Genomic DNA, 20,117 nt, shown 5'->3' with positions numbered 1-20,117 from the left:
ATATTTCGATGCCCCTCCCCACAGCAGAACTGCACCTTCATATCGAAGGCACACTCGAGCCCGAGCTGGCCTTCGAGCTCGCCGCGCGCAACGGCGTCGAGCTGCCGTACGCCGACACGGACCAGCTCCGCAAGGCGTACCAGTTCGAGGACCTCCAGTCCTTTCTGAACCTGTACTACGAGCTCATGGCCGTTCTGCGGACCGAGCGGGACTTCGAGGATCTCGCCGACGCCTACCTCGCGCGCGCCGCCTCGCAGGGTGTGCGGCACGCGGAGATCTTCTTCGACCCGCAGGCGCACATGGCGCGGGGCGTGGGCATGGGCACGGTCGTCGAAGGGCTGTCTCGCGCGCTCGACCTGAGCGTGGAGGCGCATGGCATTTCCACGCAGCTGATCATGTGCTTCCTGCGCGACGAGTCCGCCGAGTCGGCGATGGCGACGCTGGAGGCCGCGAAGCCGTATCTCGACCGGATCGTGGGCATCGGGCTGGACTCCGCCGAGGTCGGGCATCCGTCGGTGAAGTTCCGTGAGGTGTATGAGGCGGCGGCGGAGCTGGGGCTGCGGCGTGTCGCGCATGCGGGGGAGGAGGGGCCGCCGGAGTACATCACCGAGGCGCTGGACGTGCTGGGCGTCGAGCGGATCGACCATGGGCTGCGGTGTATGGAGGACCCGGTCCTCGTCGAGCGGCTGGTGCGGGAGCGCGTGCCGCTGACTCTGTGTCCGCTCTCCAATGTCCGGTTGCGGGCGGTGGATGTTCTTGCCGAGCATCCGTTGCCGGCGATGCTTGATGCGGGGCTGTTGTGCACGGTCAACTCTGACGATCCGGCTTACTTCGGCGGGTATGTCGGGGACAACTTCGATGCGGTGCGGTCGGTGTTGGGGCTGGGGGAGGATCGGTTGCGGGAGTTGGCGCGTAACTCGTTTCTCGCGGCGTTTCTGGAGCACGATGAGGAGCGGCGGGCGGGGTATCTCGCGGAGGTCGCGGCGTACGAGTTCGGCTGAGCGGGTTTGTTTGTCGCCTGCGGGTCGGTGGGGGCTTGTCGCGCAGTTCCCCGCGCCCCTAAAGGGGCGCTGTAGTCCCGCTTATTCGACTTCGTAGGAGCCTCTCTGTGAACCTCGCCATCATCGACGTGCGCCTTACGCCGATCCTTGTCGCCGATCCGCCTCTGCTGAATACCCAGGGTGTCCATCAGCCTTACACGCCTCGGTTGATCGTCGAGGTTGTGACCGGTGACGGGGTCGTGGGGGTCGGCGAGACGTACGGTGACACCAAGTACCTTGAGCTGGCGCGGCCCTTCGCCGAGAAGCTGATCGGGCGTCAAGTCTCCGATCTGAACGGGCTGTTCACGGTCGCCGACGAAGTCGCCGTCGATCAGTCGCGGGTCTCCGGGCAGGTCGACGTCGGTGGGCTGCGTGGTGTTCAGACCGCGGACAAGTTGCGGTTGTCCGTCGTCTCCGGGTTCGAGGTGGCCTGCCTGGATGCGCTCGGCAAGGCGGTCGGGCTGCCGGTGCATGCGTTGCTCGGCGGCAAGGTGCGGGACGCGGTGGAGTACAGCGCGTATTTGTTCTACAGGTGGGCCGATCATCCGGAGGGGGTGGCCTGTGAGAAGGACGACTGGGGGGCCGCCGTCGATCCGGCCGGGGTGGTCGCGCAGGCCCGGGTGTTCAAGGAGCGGTACGGGTTCACGTCCTTCAAGCTCAAGGGGGGTGTCTTTCCGCCGGAGGAGGAGATCGCCGCCGTACGGGCGCTGGCGGAGGCGTTTCCCGGGCATCCGCTGCGTCTTGATCCCAACGGGGCCTGGTCCGTGGCTACTTCGCTGAGGGTGGTGGAGGAGGTGGGGGACGTTCTGGAGTATCTGGAGGATCCCACGCTGGGTACGTCCGCGATGGCCGAGGTCTCCGTGGGGACGGACGTGCCGCTCGCCACCAACATGTGTGTGACGACGTTCGGGGAGATCAAGGAGGCGTTCGCGAAGGATGCCGTGCAGGTCGTCCTCTCCGATCACCATTACTGGGGCGGGCTGCGGAACACGCAGCAACTCGCCGCCATCTGCCGGACGTTCGGCGTCGGGGTGTCCATGCACTCCAACACCCACCTGGGGATCAGCCTCGCCGCGATGACTCACGTGGCCTCGACGGTTCCGAACCTCCACCACGCCTGCGACTCCCACTACCCCTGGCAGTCGGAGGACGTCCTCACCGAGCGGCTGACCTTCGAGGGCGGCAAGGTCGCCGTCCCCGACACCCCCGGCCTCGGAGTCGAGCTCGACCACGACAAGCTGCGGCTCCTGCACCAACGGTGGCTGGATGACGACGGCGCGCTGCGGGAGCGCGACGACGCAGCCGCCATGCGCATCGCCGACCCGGGCTGGGTCACCCCGGCGGTGCCTCGCTGGTAAGCGGGCCGCCGGTGCGGGACGGGGCGGTGGCTGACGGTGAGCGACGGCGCGGTGTCAGTGGTGTGAGGCACACTGGCCTGATCCGCACCATGCCAGGGAGCTCACCGTGATCGTGTTCAACGGAGAGGGACACCGCTGCCAGGCCCAGGTCGACCCGCTGGGGCCCCTGCGCAGGTCAGACGACCCGCCCTGGGACGTGTACCTCACCGGCACCGTCTTCCTCGACATCGTCTTCACCGGCCTCGACTCGGCGCCCGTGCGGGGCACCGAGTCCTGGGCCCGCGGGATGGGCTCCAGCCCCGGCGGCGTCGCCAACATGGCGACCGCGCTGGCCCGGCTGGGTCTGAGGACGTCCCTGGCGGCGGCCTTCGGTGACGACCACTACGGCGAGTACTGCTGGGACGCCCTGGCGCACGGCGAGGGCATCGACCTCTCCCTGGCACGCACCGTGCCCGGCTGGCACTCGCCGGTCACCGTCTCCATGGCGTACGAGGGCGAGCGCACGATGGTCTCCCACGGCCACGAGCCCCCGCCGGAGGAGCCCGCGCCGGACTGCCCGCCCCGCGCGCGTGCCGCGATCGCCTCGCTCACCCCGGGCAGACCCGCCCACTGGGTCGCCCAGGCCGCGGGCAAGGGCGCCCGGATCTTCGCCGACGTCGGGTGGGACGACACCGGTGCCTGGGACCTGGCGGGGCTGACCGACCTCAAGTACTGCGAGGCGTTCCTGCCGAACGCTGAGGAGGCCATGCGCTACACCGGCGCCACCTGCCCGCGCGCCGCCGCCCACGCCCTCACCGAGCATGTGCCGGTCGCCGTAGTCACCCTCGGCAAAGAGGGCGCGTACGCCGTGGACCGGCGCACCGGCGAGACCGCGGAGGTGCCCGCGATCGCCGTGGAGGCCCTCGATCCGACCGGCGCCGGGGACGTCTTCGTGGCCGGCTTCGTCACCGGCACCCTGGCCGGCTGGCCCCTCGCCGACCGCCTCGCTTTCGCCGGCCTCACCGCCGCCCTCTCCGTCCAGGAGTTCGGCGGCTCCCTCTCGGCCCCCGGCTGGGCCGAGATCGCCACGTGGTGGCGCGAAGTGCAGTCCCTGGAGGGACAGGACCGGGCGGCGCTCCAGCGCTACGCGTTCCTTCAGTCCCTGGTCCCGGAGGCATCGGCCCGCCCTTGGCCGTTGGCCCGAGCGGTCCCGACGATCGGCTTCCGAAGGTCTGCCTGAAAGCTCAAGGTCTGCCTGAAAGCTCAGAAGCCGAGCTTGCGCAGCTGCTTCGGATCGCGCTGCCAGTCCTTCGCCACCTTCACATGCAGGTCCAGGTAGACCGGGGTACCGAGCAGCGCCTCGATCTGTTTGCGGCTCTTGATGCCGACCTCCTTCAGGCGCTTGCCCTTGGGGCCGATGATGATGCCCTTCTGGCTGGGGCGCTCGATGTAGACGAAGGCGTGGATGTCGAGGAGGGGCTTGTCGGCGGGGCGGTCCTCGCGGGGGAGCATCTCCTCGACGACGACCGCGATGGAGTGCGGGAGCTCGTCGCGGACGCCCTCCAGCGCGGCCTCGCGGATCAGCTCGGCGATCATGACCTGCTCGGGCTCGTCGGTGAGGTCACCCTCGGGGTAGAGGGCGGGGCCCTCCGGCAGGAGCGGGACGAGCAGGTCGGCCAGCAGGTCCACCTGCTGGTCCTTGACCGCGGACACCGGCACGATCTCCGCCCACTCGAAGCCGAGCTCCTTGCCGAGCTGGTCGATCGCGATCAGCTGCTCGGCCAGGGTCTTGGAGTCGACGAGGTCCGTCTTCGTGACGATGGCGACCTTCGGGGTCTTCTTGATCCCGGCCAGCTCCTTGGCGATGAAGCGGTCACCGGGGCCGAGCTTCTCGTTCGCCGGCAGACAGAAGCCGATCACGTCGACCTCGGCCCAGGTGGTGCGTACGACGTCGTTGAGCCGCTGGCCGAGCAGCGTGCGCGGCTTGTGCAGCCCAGGGGTGTCGACCAGGATCAGCTGGGCGTCCTCCCGGTGCACGATGCCCCGCACCGTGTGCCGCGTGGTCTGCGGCTGGTTCGCGGTGATCGCGACCTTCTGGCCGACCAGAGCGTTCGTAAGGGTGGACTTGCCCGCATTCGGGCGGCCCACGAAGCAGGCGAAGCCGGCGCGATGGGTGGCCTCGGACGGCTCGGATGACTTGATACGCACGCTCATGGCGCCCATTCTCCCTGATCCACAGGCCCCCGCCGCACCAGTGCACGCCCGCCTCCCTTACGGTGCGCGCCCGGACCGCATACGATCGCGGCGTCCCGGGCCATGACGCCCCGGTCAGCGCGTCCCCTGTCCCCTCCGACCAGAAGGTCAAGCCCCGGCATGAAGCTCATCACCGCGATCGTCAAGCCGTACCGCCTCGACGAGGTCAAGAACGCGCTCCAGGAGCTGGGCGTGCATGGTCTGACGGTCACCGAGTCCAGCGGCTACGGCCGGCAGCGCGGCCACACCGAGGTGTACCGCGGCGCCGAGTACCAGGTCGACCTGGTGCCGAAGGTCCGTATCGAGATCGTCGTCGAGGACGCCGCCTCGGACGACGTCATCGACGCGATCGTCAAGGCCGCGCAGACGGGGAAGATCGGGGACGGGAAGGTGTGGGTGCTGCCCGTGGAGACGGTCGTACGCGTGCGGACCGACGAGCGCGGGCCCGACGCGCTCTGACCCACAGCACCACCCCGACGACCACCACGACCAGCAGCACCACGCCGACCAGCCACGGCAGCGCGAAGAACGACGCGGCGGCCGATTCCCGCGTGTCCTGCGCGCTCGCCGTCAACGTCACGTCGCCCCAGTCGAGTTGGGGCGCCCCGCGCCAGGGCTCGGTCAGCCGGACGCGCTGGCGCGGCAGCAGTTCCGTGGGGACGCGCGACAGGTCGCGGGCCAGCAGCGTACGGCCGAACAGGCCCTTCGCGCGCAGCTCCACCTTCGGGTTCAGGGTGACGTTGCCGGTGTTGTGCAGCGTGTAGGAGATCGTCGCCGTGCTGTCGCCGAGGCCCGGGACGAGGGGCTGGTGGTGGGCGACGCGGACGTCCTCGACGGCGATCGCGGGGAGCGTCGGACCACCGACACGGAGATAGATCCGGGCGGCGACGGCCCGCTGCACACCGAGCGCGAGTGAGCCGTCGCCCCGGTCCACACGTTCGTCGAGCGCGACCAACCCGCCCGGATGATCGCCGGGTTCGGCGCCCTCGGGCACGCGGAGCGTGAAGGGGACGGTGACCTCGCCGTGCGCGGGCACGGTCACCCGGGACTTGGCGGGCCTGGCCCAGGCTCCGATTCCGCGCTGCTTCTCCTTGACCGTCCGCACGGCGAACCCGCCGTCGCGCGCGGTGTTGTACGCGTCGGCGGCGTACAGCCGGAACGTCAGCGGCTGCCCCGTCTTGTTGGCGACGACGACCTTGTCCTCGACGGTCGTCCCGGGATCGGCGGAGAGGTAGAAGTACGGGCGCGCGGCGACCTTCGAGGCGGCCGGGTAGACGGACCAGCTGCCGTTGTCGGCGGCGTGCGCGGGTGCGGCGAGGAGCAGGCCCAGGAGCAGTCCAGGGAGGAGGACGTACAGCTTGCGCATGGGTGCGGACCCCCACGTGGATGAGGTGAACGGGCGGGTGCGGACGCCCGTACGGTCAGCTGAGCGTGAGGGTGAGCACTCCGGCGTACGAGCCCGGAGGCGTGAACGCCGGTACGTCCAGGGAGAGCCCGGCGTCGACGGTGAACTCACCGCCGGTGAGCGTGCCGTTGGGCGTGGACGCCAGGGTCGCGCCCGCACCGCCGACCACGCCGGACGAACCGGTCTGGCACGTGCTCGGGCTGCCCGCCTTGGTGGCGCAGGCGGGGGTCCACTTCAGCTTCCCGGCGTCGATCTTGGCGCCGGGCCCGGTGAAGTCGGTGACCTTGCCGGTGAGGGACCATCCTGCGGGCCCGCCCCGGAAGTCCTCGACGGTGACGGTCTGCAGCGAGCCCGTCGACGCCCCGCCCTCGCCGAAGTCCACCGCCGACAGCTGTACGGAGTCCCCGGCCTGGGACATGGAGAGTGTCCCCGCCTTCACGGTCGTCGTCAGCTTCTGGCTTCCGTCGGGCACGGGTGTGTCGTCATTGACGACGTACGCGGCGGGCCCGGCCCCCTTCTCCGCGTTCCACGCGCTCCCCTCGTACGCCACCACACCGGTCGTGGTCTTGTCGTTGACGACGAGCGAGCCGCTGAAGGAGCCGTTCGCTCCGGCGGTGACGGTGGCCTGGTCCGCGGTCTGGGTGTTCCCCGACCGCCCGGCCAGCGTGACGGTCGCCCCCGGCGTGAAGTCGCTGCCGCTGACGGTGACGCTGTCACCCGGGTCGCCGGAGGCCGAACTCAGCGAGATGGCACGGTTGTTGGTGGGGTTGCCGTCCGTCGCGGTGATCGTCTCGGAGACCGGTGCGGGCGGGGTGATCACCGTGCAGGGCGTGTCCAGTTCGAGGATGTAGCTGGTGTGGATGTTGTAGTCGCCGGGCGAGAGCGTGATCGGCCCCGGCGCGGTGACTCTGAAGGTGCCGGTCATGGAGAACGACGGGAAGGGGCCGTTGCCCGGCACCGGGTCGTTCTTCTTCGGCCCGGCGACGGTCACGTCACCGGTCTGCGCCCCGCCGAGGGTGACCTTGCCGGTGGGCGTCATGATGTCGGCCGGCAGGGCGATGGCGGTGGGGTTGTTGGCGGCGGGCTTGACGACCGTGTACGTGACGGTGACGGTGTCGCCGACCTTCGGACTGGCGTTGTCCACCGCGACACTGGCCGTGGTGGTGCCGTCGATCGGCGGGATGCCCGCGATGTCGGGCGGGATGCAGTGCGTGGCGAAGTCCACGTTCGTGGGCGCGGCATTGGCCGGACAGGCCAGTGCGCCGCCCCCGGTGACCGCGAGCGCGGTCACCCCGAGCAGCGATGACCAGCGGCGTCTTCGGGCTCTCGTAGCCATGGTGCCCCCTCCTGAGCGATGGCTGAGGACGCGGGCGCGGCTGCTGAACTCCCGCGCCCGCTGTGGGGCATTGATGTGGGGATTGCGTGAGAAGTCAATGGAGACGCCGAAAAGAGCTGATGGATCGTCAGTTTCCTTGTCACTCCAGGAAACTGACGACCCATCTGCTATGTGACTGTCAGTCGAACACGAACGGACCCGGTGACTGCGGTCCCGTCGCCGTGCAGGTGATGGTGATGCCGAGGACCGTCATCTTCAGCGATCCGCCGAACGCCTCCAGGCTGTCGCCGGAGGCCACGGTCCCGGGGAGCGGACCGACCTGGACGTCGTCGCCGGCCGCCATGGCCGGGTTCTCCTTGGCGGTGAAGGTGGTGGTGCCGCCGCCCGCCTTCACGAGAGTGAGAGTGGACGTGATCGAGTCCGCGCCCAGCCCGATCGGCGCTTTGACGGCGGACGACTTGAGGGTCATGGTCGCCGCGGTGCCGTTCTGCGTGGCCGTGAGCGTGGCCGCGCCGCCACCGAAACTGCCGCAGTCGGCGTTGAGCGTCGCCGTCGTCGGCGCGACGGCGAGGGCGGCCGGTGCGAAGGCCAGGCCGGTGACCGCGAGGGCCCCGACCGTCAGTGCCGCACCCGTTGCTATGCGTTTCATGGGGAATCCGGCTCCCTTCCCGTATCTGGGAATGCCATGTGGGGATGGATGTGGGAGAACCCGACGGGGCCGTCGACGGGCGCGGTGCGGGACGCTCGGTGGGGGTGGAGCGGTGAATCTGACGGTCCGTCGGAACTACGGGTCCCATTGATGCGTGGGAGATGCGGGTCGGCAAGGCTGAATTCCGGACGACTCTGAAAAGGGCGGTTTTCAGCCTGCGGGCACAGTCATCCTTACCGTGCCGTCGGGCCCTGCCACCAGCACCGGCGTCCCAGGCCCGCCCAGATCCGCCACGGCCGCCCGGTCCTCGGCCGACGCCGACTCCGCCTCCGTGACCACGGCCGCTGCCTCCAGTGACGTCGCCCCGGACGCCACCGCCATCGCCACGGCCGTCCGCAACGCGCTCAGCTTCAGGGAGTCGAGGGCAACGGTTCCGGCGACATACGTACGCCCGGTGTCGTCCCGTACGGCCGCCCCCTCGGGCACACCGTTGCGGGCCCGCGCGGAACGGGCCAGGGTGACGATCTTGCGGTCTTCGGGGTCGAGCGCGCTGCTGTCGGTCATGCCCTGAGCATACGAAGTGGCTGTCACGGCCGGTCGAGCCGGAGGCGTTCGGCGCGCGGAAGTCCGGCGACGACGAGGTCGTACGAGTCCTCGATGAGCTCGCGGACCAGGCGGTCCGGGAGGTCGCCGTCGACCGTGACCGTGTTCCAGTGGCGCTTGTTCATGTGGTAGCCGGGGATGATCAGGCCCTCGTGCTCGCCGCGGAGCCGGATGGCGTCCTCCGGGTCGCACTTGAGGTTGACGGTGAGCGGGCGGGAGTCCAGCCAGCTCAGGGCGAACATCTTGCCCAGGACCTTGAAGACCGAGATGTCCGGCGAGAAGGGGAAGTCCTCCACCGCCGCGTTGAAGGACAGGCAGAAGCCGCGCAGCTCCTCGGGGCTCACTCCTCTTCCTCCCCTTCCTTCGAGGCGCCCACCGGCTCCGCCAGCACCGTCACGATCTTGTTCCGGCGGCCCGCGGCGGCCTCCGCGGTCAGTCGCAGTTCACGGCCGTCGGGGAGTTCGACGACGGACGACGCCCCGGCGATGGGCACGCGGCCCAGCGCCTTGGCGAGGAGGCCGCCGACGGTCTCCACGTCCTCGTCGTCGTACGCCTCCAGGCCGTACAGGTCGCCGAGGTCGCCGATGTCGAGGCGGGCGGTGACGCGGTAGCGGTCCTCGCCCAGCTCCTCGACGGGCGGGAGTTCCCGGTCGTACTCGTCGGTGATCTCGCCGACGATCTCCTCGAGGATGTCCTCGATGGTGACGATGCCGGCCGTGCCGCCGTACTCGTCGATGACGACGGCGACGTGGTTGCGGTCCTGCTGCATCTCGCGGAGCAGATCGCCGGCGTTCTTGGTGTCGGGCACGAAGGCGGCGGGCCGCATGGCCGTGGAGACCAGCTCGGACTCGGCGTCCCGGCTGATGTGCGTCTTGCGGGCCAGGTCCTTCAGATACACGATCCCGACGACGTCGTCCTCGCTCTCGCCGGTCACCGGGATCCGCGAGAAACCGGAGCGCAGCGCCAGCGTCAGGGCCTGCCGGATGGTCTTGTAGCGCTCGATGACGACCAGGTCGGTGCGCGGGACCATGACCTCGCGGACGAGCGTGTCGCCCAGCTCGAAGACGGAGTGCACCATGCGGCGCTCCTCGTCCTCGATCAGGGACTCCTTCTCGGCGAGGTCGACCAGCGCGCGCAGCTCCGCCTCGGAGGCGAAGGGGCCGCGGCGGAAGCCCTTGCCGGGGGTGAGCGCGTTGCCGATGAGGATCAGCAGGGGCGGGATCGGGCCCATCACGCGGGCCAGCGGCAGCAGGACGTACGCCGCCGCGGTCGCGGTGTTCAGCGGATGCTGGCGGCCGATGGTGCGCGGGGAGACGCCGACGGCGACATACGACACCAGGACCATCACGCCGATCGCGGCGAGCAGGGCCCGGGTGGTGCCCTCGATCTCGTTCAGACAGGCGTACGTCACCATCGCCGCGGCGGCCATCTCGCAGGCCACGCGCACCAGCAGCGCGACATTGAGATAGCGGGTCGGGTCGGCGGCGACCTGGGCGAGTTTCTCGCTGCCGCGGCGGCCGGACTTGACGGCCTCCTCGGCGCGGAAACTGGAGACGCGGGCGATACCGGCCTCCGCGCACGCGGCGAGCCAGGCGACGACGACCAGGGCGACGGCGCCGGAGATCAGCGGGAGGCTCATGACACGGTCGGGGCCGGGGACGGGCCGGTGAGGCCCTTCTCCGCCCGCCAGCCGTCCACGATCGCCGCCTGGAGCCCGAACATCTCGGCCTTCTCGTCCGCCTCCTCGTGGTCGTAGCCCAGCAGGTGCAGCACTCCGTGGACGGTCAGGAGCTGGAGCTCCTCGTCCATGGAGTGCTGCGTCTCGGCTTCCTTGCCCTGCTTCTCGGCGACCTCAGGGCACAGCACGATGTCGCCGAGCAGGCCCTGCGGCGGCTCGTCCTCGTCCTTCGCCGGCGGACGCAGTTCGTCCATCGGGAAGGACATGACGTCCGTCGGGCCCGGCAGGTCCATCCACTGGATGTGCAGCTGCTCCATGGCTGCGGCGTCCACGACGATCACCGAGAGCTCGGAGAGCGGGTGGATGCGCATCCGCGCGAGCGCGTAGCGGGCGATGTCGAGGATCGCCTGCTCGTCGACCTCGGTTCCGGACTCGTTGTTGACGTCGATCGACATGGTGCTGCTCGGTCTCCCGCTTTTAAATGTCACAGCCCCTTGTGCCCGGACCTGCTCCGGCCGCCTTTGCGGGTGCCGTTCTGGGTGCCGTGCCGGCTGTCGTACTCCTCGTACGCGTCGACGATACGGCCGACGAGCTTGTGCCGGACGACATCGTGGGACGAGAGCCGGGAGAAGTGGACGTCCGGGACGCCGTCCAGGATGTCCTGGACCTGGCGCAGGCCGGACTTGGTGCCGTCCGGGAGGTCGACCTGGGTGACGTCACCCGTGATCACGATCTTCGATTCGAAGCCGAGGCGGGTGAGGAACATCTTCATCTGCTCGGGGCTCGTGTTCTGGGCCTCGTCCAGGATGATGAAGGCGTCATTCAAGGTACGTCCACGCATGTACGCCAGCGGGGCGACCTCGATCGTGCCCGCCGCCATGAGCCGCGGGATGGAGTCGGGGTCGAGCATGTCGTGCAGCGCGTCGTACAGCGGACGCAGATACGGGTCGATCTTCTCGTAGAGCGTGCCCGGCAGGAAGCCGAGACGCTCGCCCGCCTCGACCGCGGGCCTGGTCAGGATGATGCGGGTGACCTGCTTGGACTGCAGGGCCTGCACCGCCTTGGCCATGGCGAGATAGGTCTTGCCGGTACCGGCGGGGCCGATGCCGAAGACGATCGTGTGCTTGTCGATCGCGTCGACGTACCGCTTCTGGTTGAGGGTCTTGGGGCGGATCGTGCGGCCGCGGGAGGAGAGGATGTTCTGCGTGAGGACTTCGGCGGGGGTCTCCTCGCCGTCGCTCTCGCCGTTCTCACTCGCCCGGAGCATGGCGATCGAGCGTTCCACTGCGTCCTCCGTCATCGGCTGTCCGGTGCGGAGCACCAGCATCATCTCGTCGAACAGGCGCTGGATGAGGGCGACTTCTGCGGTGTCGCCGACCGCGCTGATCTCATTGCCCCGGACATGGATGTCGACCGCCGGGAAGGCCTTCTCGATCACGCGCAGTAGGGCGTCGCCGGACCCCAGGACCGTGACCATGGGGTGCTGGGCGGGGACGGTGAACTCTGCTCGTGACTGCCCCTGCGCAGGGGTGTGAGCTGTGGGTGTCTGAGTCATGGGCCGGCTCTGTAGGCCTGCACGTCCTCCTCCATACGACTCGCCTGCCACAAGGGCGGCCTGGCGATTTCAAGGGTACGCCGGGAGACTGACAACGCCGTAGGTCTTTTCATCGGCCCGGCTCATTGCCCGGCTCATGGCCCGGCTCAGGGCCTGCCCACCGACATGTTCTGCAGGCCCAGCACACGCAGCAGCTGGAGGCGTTCGTAGGACTCCGTGCCCGGGCGCGCGGTGTGGATGACCAGGAGCTGGTGGTGTTCGTGGCTGAGCAGGATCTCGCAGTCGAGGTCCAGCAGGCCGACCAGCGGGTGCAGGAAGCGTTTGGTCGCCCGGTGGCGCAGCGACACCTCGTGTTCGTCCCACAGCCGCGCGAACTCCTCGCTCGACGAACGGAGCTCCGCGACCAGCGCGGCGGGTTCCGGGTCGTCGGGACGGGCGGCGGCCACCGCACGCAGATTGGCCACATGGGCGCGTGCGTGCTCGGCCCGGTCCTCCTCCGGGAACAGGGTGCACGCCTGAGGGTCCAGGAAGTAGAGGCGGAGGAGATTGCGCTCGCCCGGAGGGCGCGACATCACATCGCGGGTCAGCGCCCGCGCCATGGCGTTCTGGGCCAGCACCTCGCCACAGTCGGTCACCACCTGCGCCGGTGTGTCATGCAGCCGGTCCAGGATCAGCATCAGACCGGGCGCGACGTGCGCCGACGCCGTCTCGCGGCGCGGTGGCTCCTCGTCGGTCAGGTGGAACAGATGGTCGCGTTCGTCGGCGGTGAGACGCAGGGCACGGGCCAGCGCCGCCAGCATCTGCCGGGACGGGCGGGGACCGCGGGACTGCTCCAGGCGCGTGTAGTAGTCCACCGACATGCCCGCCAGCTGCGCCACCTCCTCGCGCCGCAGACCGGCCGTACGGCGCCGGGCGCCCGGCGCCAGGCCCACGTCCGACGGGGCCAGGCGGGCGCGGCTCCGGCGCAGGAAGTCCGCGAGTTCGGCTCGGTTCACGCGTCCAGGGTGCGGCACGCGCCCCGCCGTATCCAGGGACTGTCGGTCCCCTGATCGACGGGTCTCTCCCGGTCGGCGCGAGTCTCTCCGAGGGTGGTGGCACGAGAACATCCGGTTCGTGAGGAGCAGATCATGCTGACACTGGTGACGGGTACGACGGGGCAGGTCGGGCGGCGCTTCGTGCCGAGGCTGCTGGCGCAGGCGCGGCCGGACGAGCGGGTGCGGGTGTTGGTGCGCGACGCGGCGCGGGGTGAGCCCTTCGCCGAGCTGGGCGCCGAGGTCGTCGTCGGCGATCTGCGGGACGCCGAGGTGCTCGGCAAGGCGGTCGCCGGGGTGGACGCGGTCGTCAATGTCGCGGCGTCCTTCCGCGGGGTGCCGGACGAGGAGGCGTGGGCGGTCAACCGGGACGCGGCCGTGGAGCTGGGGCGTGCCGCACAGGCTGCCGGTGTGCAGAGGTTCGTGCAGGTCAGCACGGGGCTGGTGTACGGCGTCGGACGGGGGCGCCCGCTCACCGAGGACGACGAGAGCCGGCCCGGCGGGGCGATGTGGGGTGCCTATCCCGAGTCCAAGGCGCAGGCCGAGCGGGAGCTGCTCGCGCTGGAGGGTCTGGACGTGCGCGTCGGCCGGCTTCCCTTCGTCTACGGGGAGGGCGATCCGCATCTGGCCCAGTCCCTGATGTGGGCGGGTGCCTGGGCGGCGGGCCAGCGGTTGCACATGGGGCATCACGTGGACGTTGCGCAAGGGCTGCTGCGGATCCTGCATGCGCCGGGGATCGGGGGCCGGGTTTACAACATCGCTGACGATGCGCCCGTCACGGCGGTTGAGCTGCATCAGGTGAACGGGGTGGAGGTTCCTGAGGAGCTGTATGCCCGTACCGATCCCGATCCGTGGCTGGTGATCATGTCCACGGAACGGATTCGGCGGGAGCTGGGGTATCGGCCGGTGTTTCCGAGTGTTTATGCGGCTCGGGACGCAGGGGCGCTCTAAGGGGGTGCCGCGATGGGTGGTTGGGCGGCTGCGGGTTTGATGTGGCTGGTCGCGCAGTTCCCCGCGCCCCTTAGCGGCGCTGCCCGACCGCGGCTGAATCAGTCCACCCCTCTGATCCGGCCCACCAGTACCGCCCCCGCCAGCCCGATCACCGCCGCCACCCCGTACAGCACCCGGTAGCCGCCCAAGTGCGTCACGATCGGGGCGGCCAGGGCGGGGGCCGCGACCTGGGGTAAGGCGTTGGCCACGTTGATGAGGCCGAGGTCCTTGCCTCGGTCCCGTGCCTGCGGCAGGACGTCCGTCATCAGGGCGAAGTCGACCGACATGAAGACTCCGAGGCCCACGCCCAGCAGGGCCGCGACGACGATCGCGCTCGGCCAGGTCTGCCAGGCGGCCAGGAGGGCGGTGGCCGCGGCCATCAGTACGCCGGACCAGCGCACGAAGGGCTTGCGGCGGCCCACGCGGTCCGACCAGGCGCCGCCGACCACGACCGTGGCCAGCAGGGTCACGCTGTTCACGGCGGTGAGGATCAGGACGCCGGACTCGGGGTCGTCGTGGTGCAGGCGGTCCCGTAGGTAGTAGAGCAGGTAGAGGATCACCAGGGCGTTGCTGAGGTTGATCAGGAAGCGGGTCAGCCAGGCCCAGCCGAAGTCCGGGTAGCGGCGCGGACTCAGCCAGAAGCCCTTGAGGAAGGCCTTCGGGGACCAGGCCGGCCGGTCCGTGACCGCCAGCCTGAGATCCCCGTATCGCAGGACGTACGGCAGCACACCCGCCAGCGTGAAAAGCGCGCACGCCGCATAGCCCGCCGCGATCCCGCCCGCCGCCGTCGCCAGTCCCGTCCCGACCACCGCGCCCAGGATCTGCGCCGCTCCCAACCACCCGCCCACCGAACCGCGTTGCAGCCGGGGCACCCGGTCCGGCACCGCTGCCGTGACCGCCGCGAAGGACGCGTTCAGGGTGAGCTGGACCAGACACCAGCCCACCGCCATGGTCCACAGCCCGCCCGCGCCCGCGAGCAGCAGCAACGACAGCGCACCGCCCGCAGCCCCCGCCACGATCCACGGCGTACGGCGACCCCGAGGGGCCGTGGTCCGGTCCGACAGCGCGCCGAAGAACGGGTTGGCCGCCAGCGACACCACCGCGCCCACGCCGGTCACCCACGCCAGCAGCGTCTCCTTCGACATGCCCGTGCCGGGCGCGAAGTCCTCCGCCTGCCGGGCCAGCAGGATCTGCAGCGGGCCGTACCAGCCCACCCAGATCGCCACGTTGGCCAGCGACAGGGCCGACATCCAGCCCCGGCCGACCCTCCCCCAGTTCTCGAATTCGCTCAAACCGGGGGGACCCCCATGCCGGGCTCCGCGAGGGCGACCCCGCTCATCTCTGGGCCCGCAGCACATCCCGGAACCAGGCGTACGACGCCTTCGGGGTCCTGGCGAGGGTCTCGAAGTCCACGTGGACCAGCCCGAAGCGCCGCGCGTACCCCTCCGCCCACTCGAAGTTGTCCAGCAGCGACCACACGAAGTAGCCGCGTACGTCCACGCCCGCCTCCACCGCCCGGTGCAGCGCGCGCACATGAGCGTCCAGGTAGGCGATCCGGTCCTGGTCGTCGATCCCCTCGTACGAGCAGCCGTTCTCGGTGATCACGACGGGCGGGAGCCGGTCGCCGTAGCGCTCGTGGAAGCCGGTGAGCAGCTCGGGCAGGCCCTCCGGGACCACCGGCCAGCCGAAGTCGGTGACCGGGACGCCGTCGATCTCGTGGACGGAGAAGGGGAGTTCGGCCGGGATCGTCAGCCCGCCGAACTCGATGTCGGTGCCCTGCGGGGCGCCCACCCGCGTTGGCGAGTAGTAGTTGACGCCGTAGAAGTCCAGCGGCTCACCGATGACCTTGAGGTCGGCGGAGACCGGCCCTGGCATCAACTCGCCGATTCCCTCGGGGTATTCGCCGCGCAGGACCGGGTCGGCGAAGAGGCGGTTGAGCAGCAGGTCGTAGAAGTCGGCGGCCTCCAGGTCCGCCTGGTCGCGGGAGGCCGGCCAGGTCGGGCCGTGCGAGTTGGCGATGCCGATGTCGGTGGCGCCCGAGGCGCGCAGGGCTTGTACGGCCAGGCCGTGGGCCAGGAGTTGGTGGTGGGCGGCGGGCAGCGCGTCGAACATCAGCTGCTTGCCCGGTGCGTGGGCGCCGATCGCATGGCCGAACAGGGTGTGTTCGGCGGGCTCGTTGAGGGTGATCCACTTCGAGACGCGGTCGCCCAGGCGGTCGGCCACCGTCGACACGTACTCCGCGAAGTGCGCGGCCGTGTCGCGCTTCAGCCAGTCGAGGGACACCGGCAGGTCCCAGTGGAAGAGGGTGGGGACGGGACGTACGCCCGCCGCGCACAGCTCGTCGACCAGACGGTCGTAGAAGGCCAGTCCGCCGTCGGACCGGACCCGCGGCCAGGAGATCGAGAAGCGGTACGCGTCCACCCCGAGCTCGGCCAAGAGCGCCACGTCCTCGCGGTAGCGGTGGTAGTGGTCGCAGGCCACCGCCGCCGTCGAGCCGTCCTTCACCCGCCCCGGTTCGGCCGTGAAGGCGTCCCAGACGGAGGGTTCGCGTCGGTCGGCCGCGCCCTCGATCTGGTGCGCGGACGTCGAGACGCCCCACAGGAAGCCGGAGGGGAACTGAGGTATCGGATCGGTCGCCATGCGCCGGATCATCCGTACCGCCGGTAACGGAAGTCAACGGGCAGGCGTGAACAAGCAGTTACGCGCCCTTCCCCGACCGGTTACGCGCCTTCCTTCAGGACGCGTGAGATCAGTTTCCGCTGCTCGTCCGTGAGCCGGGGATCCGAGCAGTACACCGTCTTGCCGTCCACGGTGATCTGGTAGCTGAAGCCGTCCGGAACCCCGACGGGGGGCACGCCCCGGCCGGACGCGACCGCGCTCTCGGCCAGGGAGTGCCACTCCTGGGCATCGGGCCGCCCCGAGGTCTCCACCTCGGCGTGCCGGTCGATGCCCGCGAATCCGCCTGTGCGTCGCACCTGAATACGCATGGATCCTGTCTAGTACGGAACTAGAGGGTGCGCACCCCGACCTGCTCCCAGGCCTTGAGTACGGCCTGAATCTCCTCGCCGCTGTCGCCGTACCGTGCCTTCGCGGCGGCGACCGTCAGCGTGGCGAAGTCGACGAAGAGGGCCTGTTCCTTCAGCTCGCCCCCGGTCAGCACGTCGTACCAGATCTGCCCGGCCCGCTCCCAGGCGTGACCGCCGAGCGCGGTCGCGGCGAGGTAGAAGGCGTGGTTGGGGATGCCGGAGTTGATGTGCACGCCGCCGTTGTCGCGGCCGGTGCGGACGTAGCCGTCCATCGTGCCGGGCTGCGGGTCCTTGCCGAGGACGTCGTCGTCGTACGCCGTACCCGGCTCCTTCATGGAGCGCAGCGCCTTGCCGGTCACGCGCGGGGCGAGCAGGCCCGCGCCGATCAGCCAGTCCGCCTCGGCGGCGGTCTGGCCGAGGGTGTACTGCTTGATCAGTGAGCCGAAGACGTCGGACATCGACTCGTTCAGGGCGCCCGGCTGGCCGAAGTAGGTCAGGTTCGCCGTGTACTGGGTGACGCCGTGGGCCAGCTCATGGCCGATGACGTCGATCGGGATGGTGAAGTCGAGGAAGATCTCGCCGTCGCCGTCGCCGAACACCATCTGCTCGCCGTTCCAGAAGGCGTTGCCGTAGTCCTCGTCGTAGTGCACGGTCGCGTCGAGCGGCAGTCCGTCGCCGTCGATCGAGTCGCGCCCGTACGCCTTGAGGAACAGCTCGAACGTCGCGCCCAGGCCCGCGTAGGCGCGGTTGACGGTGGCGTCCTTGCCGGGCTCGTCGCCCTCGCCGCGGACCTTCTTGCCGGGCAGGTCGGTCTTGTGCTCGGCGTCGTAGATCGTGCGGTGCGGTTTGCCTGCGGCGGCTTGGGCGGGCGGGGTGACGGTGGGTGCGCCGAGGACCGTGGTCAGGCGGCGGTGGGTGCGCTGGTAGGCGTCGCGCTCGAGGGTCTTGCGAGCGGGGCCGGCCAGCGCGGGGTCCTCGGCCTGGGCGAGCTTGTCGAGGATGTGGGGTGGTACGACGGTGCAGAAGACGGGCGTGTAGCCCCCGTTTGTCGTCATGTGCGGCACGATGGCACTGCGTTAGCTGGCTGTCACTATCGGCAACCATGATTGGTGAAATGTGGGGATGTTTGGGGCGTAGGCTGGTTGCGCTGTGTTATTGGCTGCGGGTCGGTGGGGGCTTGTCGCGCAGTTCCCCGCGCCCCTGTGGGGCGCGTTCTAGTCCCGCATATTGATACAGAGACCTGCATCCGGGAACGGTCCGCTAGCATGCTGCGCATCATGCGTTTCGGGCTGCTCCTCCTTAGCTGCCGCGGCGAGGGCCTGTAGTACAGGTCGACTCCCTCCCCGCGGAGCTTGGTGTTGCGTCGTCGGCCGTCCTTCCGGACATCCTGAGGAGCCCCGCACCATGGCAAATCGCCAGCAGCCCAGTTCTATGCCGATTCAGAAGTACGGCCGGTACGAGCAGGTCGACATTCCCGACCGCACCTGGCCCGAGAAGCGGATCACCACCGCCCCCCGCTGGCTCTCCACCGACCTGCGTGACGGCAACCAGGCGCTGATCGACCCCATGTCGCCCGTGCGCAAGCGCGCGATGTTCGACCTGCTGGTCAAGATGGGCTACAAGGAGATCGAGGTCGGGTTCCCGGCCTCCGGTCAGACCGACTTCGACTTCGTGCGCTCCATCGTCGAGGAAGAGGGCGCGATCCCCGACGACGTCACCATCTCCGTACTGACCCAGGCCCGCGAGGACCTGATCGAGCGGACGGTGGAGTCCATCAAGGGCGCCAAGCGCGCCACCGTGCACCTCTACAACGCCACCGCCCCGGTCTTCCGGCGGGTCGTCTTCCGCGGCTCCAAGGACGACATCAAGCAGATCGCCGTCGACGGCACGCGGCTGGTGATGGAGTACGCGGAGAAGCTGCTGGGGCCGGAGACCGAGTTCGGGTACCAGTACAGCCCGGAGATCTTCACCGACACGGAGCTGGACTTCGCGCTGGAGGTCTGCGAGGCGGTGATGGATGTGTGGCAGCCCGGTCCGGGGCGCGAGATCATCCTCAACCTGCCGGCGACCGTGGAGCGCTCCACGCCGTCCACGCACGCGGACCGCTTCGAGTGGATGGGCCGTAACCTCTCGCGTCGCGAGCACGTCTGCCTGTCCATTCACCCGCACAACGACCGCGGTACGGCGGTGGCGGCGGCCGAACTGGCGCTGATGGCCGGCGCCGACCGCGTCGAGGGCTGCCTGTTCGGACAGGGCGAGCGCACCGGCAACGTCGACCTGGTCACGCTGGGCATGAACCTGTTCTCGCAGGGCGTCGACCCGCAGATCGACTTCTCCGACATCGACGAGATCCGTCGTACGTGGGAGTACTGCAACCAGATGCAGGTCCACCCGCGCCACCCGTACGTGGGCGACCTGGTCTACACGTCCTTCTCCGGCTCCCACCAGGACGCCATCAAGAAGGGCTTCGACGCGATGGAGGCCGAGGCGGCCGCGAAGGGTGTCACCGTCGATGACATCGAGTGGGCCGTGCCGTACCTGCCGATCGACCCGAAGGACGTCGGGCGGTCGTACGAGGCGGTCATCCGCGTCAACTCGCAGTCCGGCAAGGGCGGGCTGGCGTACGTCCTGAAGAACGAGCACAAGCTGGACCTGCCGCGCCGGATGCAGATCGAGTTCTCGAAGATCATCCAGGCGAAAACGGACGCCGAGGGCGGCGAGGTCACGCCGAAGGACATCTGGACGGTCTTCCAGGACGAGTACCTGCCGAACCCCGGGAATCCGTGGGGTCGGATCCAGGTCAAGAACGGCCAGTCGACGACCGACACGGACGGTGTGGACACGCTCCATGTCGAGGCGGAGGTGGACGGCGTCGAGACGACGCTGGTCGGCACGGGCAACGGGCCGATCTCGGCCTTCTTCCACGCGCTGCAGGGCATCGGCATCGATGCGCGGCTGCTGGACTATCAGGAGCACACGATGAGCGAGGGGGCGTCCGCGCAGGCCGCGTCGTACATCGAGGTGGCGATCGAGGACAAGGTTCTGTGGGGGATCGGGATCGATGCGAATACGACTCGGGCGTCGCTGAAGGCCGTTGTCTCCGCCGTCAACCGGGCGGGTCGTTGACGGGGTTGCTGTTGTTGAGCGGCTGACTCGCCGTCGTGGCTTGTCGCGCAGTTCCCCGCGCCCCTATCGGGGCGCGGGGGCTGTCGTT

The 20,117-nt window shown here is 69.6% G+C and carries 20 protein-coding genes; 6 read left to right on the top strand and 14 right to left on the bottom strand.

Translation table 11 applies throughout. The annotated features are described in order from the left end of the window. Window positions 1-8: 8 nt before the first annotated feature. The 3 genes from KCH48_RS15295 to KCH48_RS15285 all read left to right on the top strand — a co-directional run bounded on the left by KCH48_RS15295 (window position 9) and on the right by KCH48_RS15285 (window position 3,617). Entirely contained in the window at window positions 9-1,001 is a 993-nt protein-coding gene (locus KCH48_RS15295; RefSeq protein WP_210574487.1) for an adenosine deaminase, read from the top strand. 107 nt (window positions 1,002-1,108) lie between these two features. Continuing rightward, complete coding sequence (locus KCH48_RS15290) at window positions 1,109-2,398, top strand: glucarate dehydratase family protein (protein WP_210574485.1); 1,290 nt, start codon at window positions 1,109-1,111, stop codon at window positions 2,396-2,398. A 106-nt stretch (window positions 2,399-2,504) separates the two neighbouring features. Continuing rightward, window positions 2,505-3,617: a PfkB family carbohydrate kinase gene (locus KCH48_RS15285; protein WP_210574483.1), complete on the top strand. Its 1,113-nt coding sequence runs from the start codon at window positions 2,505-2,507 to the stop codon at window positions 3,615-3,617. Window positions 3,618-3,640: 23 nt separating this feature from the next. On the opposite strand, the gene era is transcribed toward KCH48_RS15285, so the two are convergent. Further along, window positions 3,641-4,600 carry a GTPase Era gene (gene era / locus KCH48_RS15280; RefSeq protein WP_210574481.1) on the bottom strand — a complete coding sequence of 320 codons (960 nt, stop codon included), beginning with the start codon at window positions 4,598-4,600 and terminating at the stop codon, window positions 3,641-3,643. Window positions 4,601-4,750: 150 nt separating this feature from the next. On the opposite strand from era, the gene KCH48_RS15275 reads away from it, so the two are divergent. After that, window positions 4,751-5,089 carry a P-II family nitrogen regulator gene (locus tag KCH48_RS15275; protein WP_210574479.1) on the top strand — a complete coding sequence of 113 codons (339 nt, stop codon included), beginning with the start codon at window positions 4,751-4,753 and terminating at the stop codon, window positions 5,087-5,089. On the opposite strand, the gene KCH48_RS15270 is transcribed toward KCH48_RS15275, so the two are convergent. The 9 genes from KCH48_RS15270 to KCH48_RS15230 form a co-directional block, all read right to left on the bottom strand. Continuing rightward, a complete protein-coding gene (locus KCH48_RS15270) occupies window positions 4,983-5,996 on the bottom strand; it encodes a WxL protein peptidoglycan domain-containing protein (RefSeq protein WP_210574477.1) in 1,014 nt (337 codons plus the stop codon). The genes KCH48_RS15275 and KCH48_RS15270 overlap by 107 nt on opposite strands. A 55-nt stretch (window positions 5,997-6,051) precedes the next feature. Then, entirely contained in the window at window positions 6,052-7,371 is a 1,320-nt protein-coding gene (locus KCH48_RS15265; RefSeq protein WP_210574475.1) for a beta-xylosidase, read from the bottom strand. A gap of 178 nt (window positions 7,372-7,549) precedes the next feature. Next, window positions 7,550-8,020: a hypothetical protein gene (locus tag KCH48_RS15260; protein WP_210574473.1), complete on the bottom strand. Its 471-nt coding sequence runs from the start codon at window positions 8,018-8,020 to the stop codon at window positions 7,550-7,552. 210 nt (window positions 8,021-8,230) lie between these two features. Continuing rightward, entirely contained in the window at window positions 8,231-8,584 is a 354-nt protein-coding gene (locus KCH48_RS15255; protein ID WP_210574471.1) for a cytidine deaminase, read from the bottom strand. Window positions 8,585-8,607: 23 nt separating this feature from the next. After that, window positions 8,608-8,967, bottom strand: a complete 360-nt coding sequence (locus tag KCH48_RS15250; protein WP_210574469.1) for an MmcQ/YjbR family DNA-binding protein — start codon at window positions 8,965-8,967, stop codon at window positions 8,608-8,610. Beyond that, on the bottom strand, window positions 8,964-10,262 hold the full coding sequence (locus KCH48_RS15245; protein WP_210574467.1) for a hemolysin family protein: 1,299 nt from the start codon (window positions 10,260-10,262) through the stop codon (window positions 8,964-8,966). The genes KCH48_RS15250 and KCH48_RS15245 overlap by 4 nt, the downstream gene beginning before the upstream one ends. Beyond that, entirely contained in the window at window positions 10,259-10,756 is a 498-nt protein-coding gene (ybeY, locus tag KCH48_RS15240) for an rRNA maturation RNase YbeY (protein ID WP_210574466.1), read from the bottom strand. The genes KCH48_RS15245 and ybeY overlap by 4 nt, the downstream gene beginning before the upstream one ends. A 29-nt stretch (window positions 10,757-10,785) precedes the next feature. Further along, entirely contained in the window at window positions 10,786-11,856 is a 1,071-nt protein-coding gene (locus KCH48_RS15235) for a PhoH family protein (RefSeq protein WP_210574464.1), read from the bottom strand. A 146-nt stretch (window positions 11,857-12,002) separates the two neighbouring features. Continuing rightward, window positions 12,003-12,851 carry a helix-turn-helix transcriptional regulator gene (locus KCH48_RS15230; RefSeq protein ID WP_210574462.1) on the bottom strand — a complete coding sequence of 283 codons (849 nt, stop codon included), beginning with the start codon at window positions 12,849-12,851 and terminating at the stop codon, window positions 12,003-12,005. A 132-nt stretch (window positions 12,852-12,983) separates the two neighbouring features. On the opposite strand from KCH48_RS15230, the gene KCH48_RS15225 reads away from it, so the two are divergent. After that, window positions 12,984-13,838, top strand: coding sequence for an NAD(P)-dependent oxidoreductase (locus KCH48_RS15225; protein ID WP_210574460.1), 855 nt, complete (start codon window positions 12,984-12,986; stop codon window positions 13,836-13,838). 98 nt (window positions 13,839-13,936) lie between these two features. On the opposite strand, the gene KCH48_RS15220 is transcribed toward KCH48_RS15225, so the two are convergent. The 4 genes from KCH48_RS15220 to KCH48_RS15205 form a co-directional block, all read right to left on the bottom strand. Continuing rightward, a complete protein-coding gene (locus KCH48_RS15220; RefSeq protein WP_210574586.1) occupies window positions 13,937-15,127 on the bottom strand; it encodes an MFS transporter in 1,191 nt (396 codons plus the stop codon). An 85-nt stretch (window positions 15,128-15,212) separates the two neighbouring features. Next, complete coding sequence (locus KCH48_RS15215) at window positions 15,213-16,529, bottom strand: GH1 family beta-glucosidase (protein WP_210574458.1); 1,317 nt, start codon at window positions 16,527-16,529, stop codon at window positions 15,213-15,215. Window positions 16,530-16,597: 68 nt separating this feature from the next. Then, window positions 16,598-16,864: a protealysin inhibitor emfourin gene (locus KCH48_RS15210; protein WP_210574456.1), complete on the bottom strand. Its 267-nt coding sequence runs from the start codon at window positions 16,862-16,864 to the stop codon at window positions 16,598-16,600. Between the two features lie 20 nt (window positions 16,865-16,884). Further along, a complete protein-coding gene (locus tag KCH48_RS15205; protein ID WP_210574454.1) occupies window positions 16,885-17,958 on the bottom strand; it encodes a M4 family metallopeptidase in 1,074 nt (357 codons plus the stop codon). Between the two features lie 349 nt (window positions 17,959-18,307). Between KCH48_RS15205 and leuA the strand changes: the two genes are divergently transcribed. Further along, entirely contained in the window at window positions 18,308-20,029 is a 1,722-nt protein-coding gene (leuA, locus tag KCH48_RS15200; RefSeq protein ID WP_210574452.1) for a 2-isopropylmalate synthase, read from the top strand. Window positions 20,030-20,117: the final 88 nt, after the last annotated feature.

The organism is Streptomyces sp. GESEQ-4 (assembly GCF_017948455.1).
GTDB lineage: Bacteria > Actinomycetota > Actinomycetes > Streptomycetales > Streptomycetaceae > Streptomyces.
Note: the sequence above shows the minus strand (reverse complement) of the source record. Positions and strands in the feature narration are given on the sequence as shown.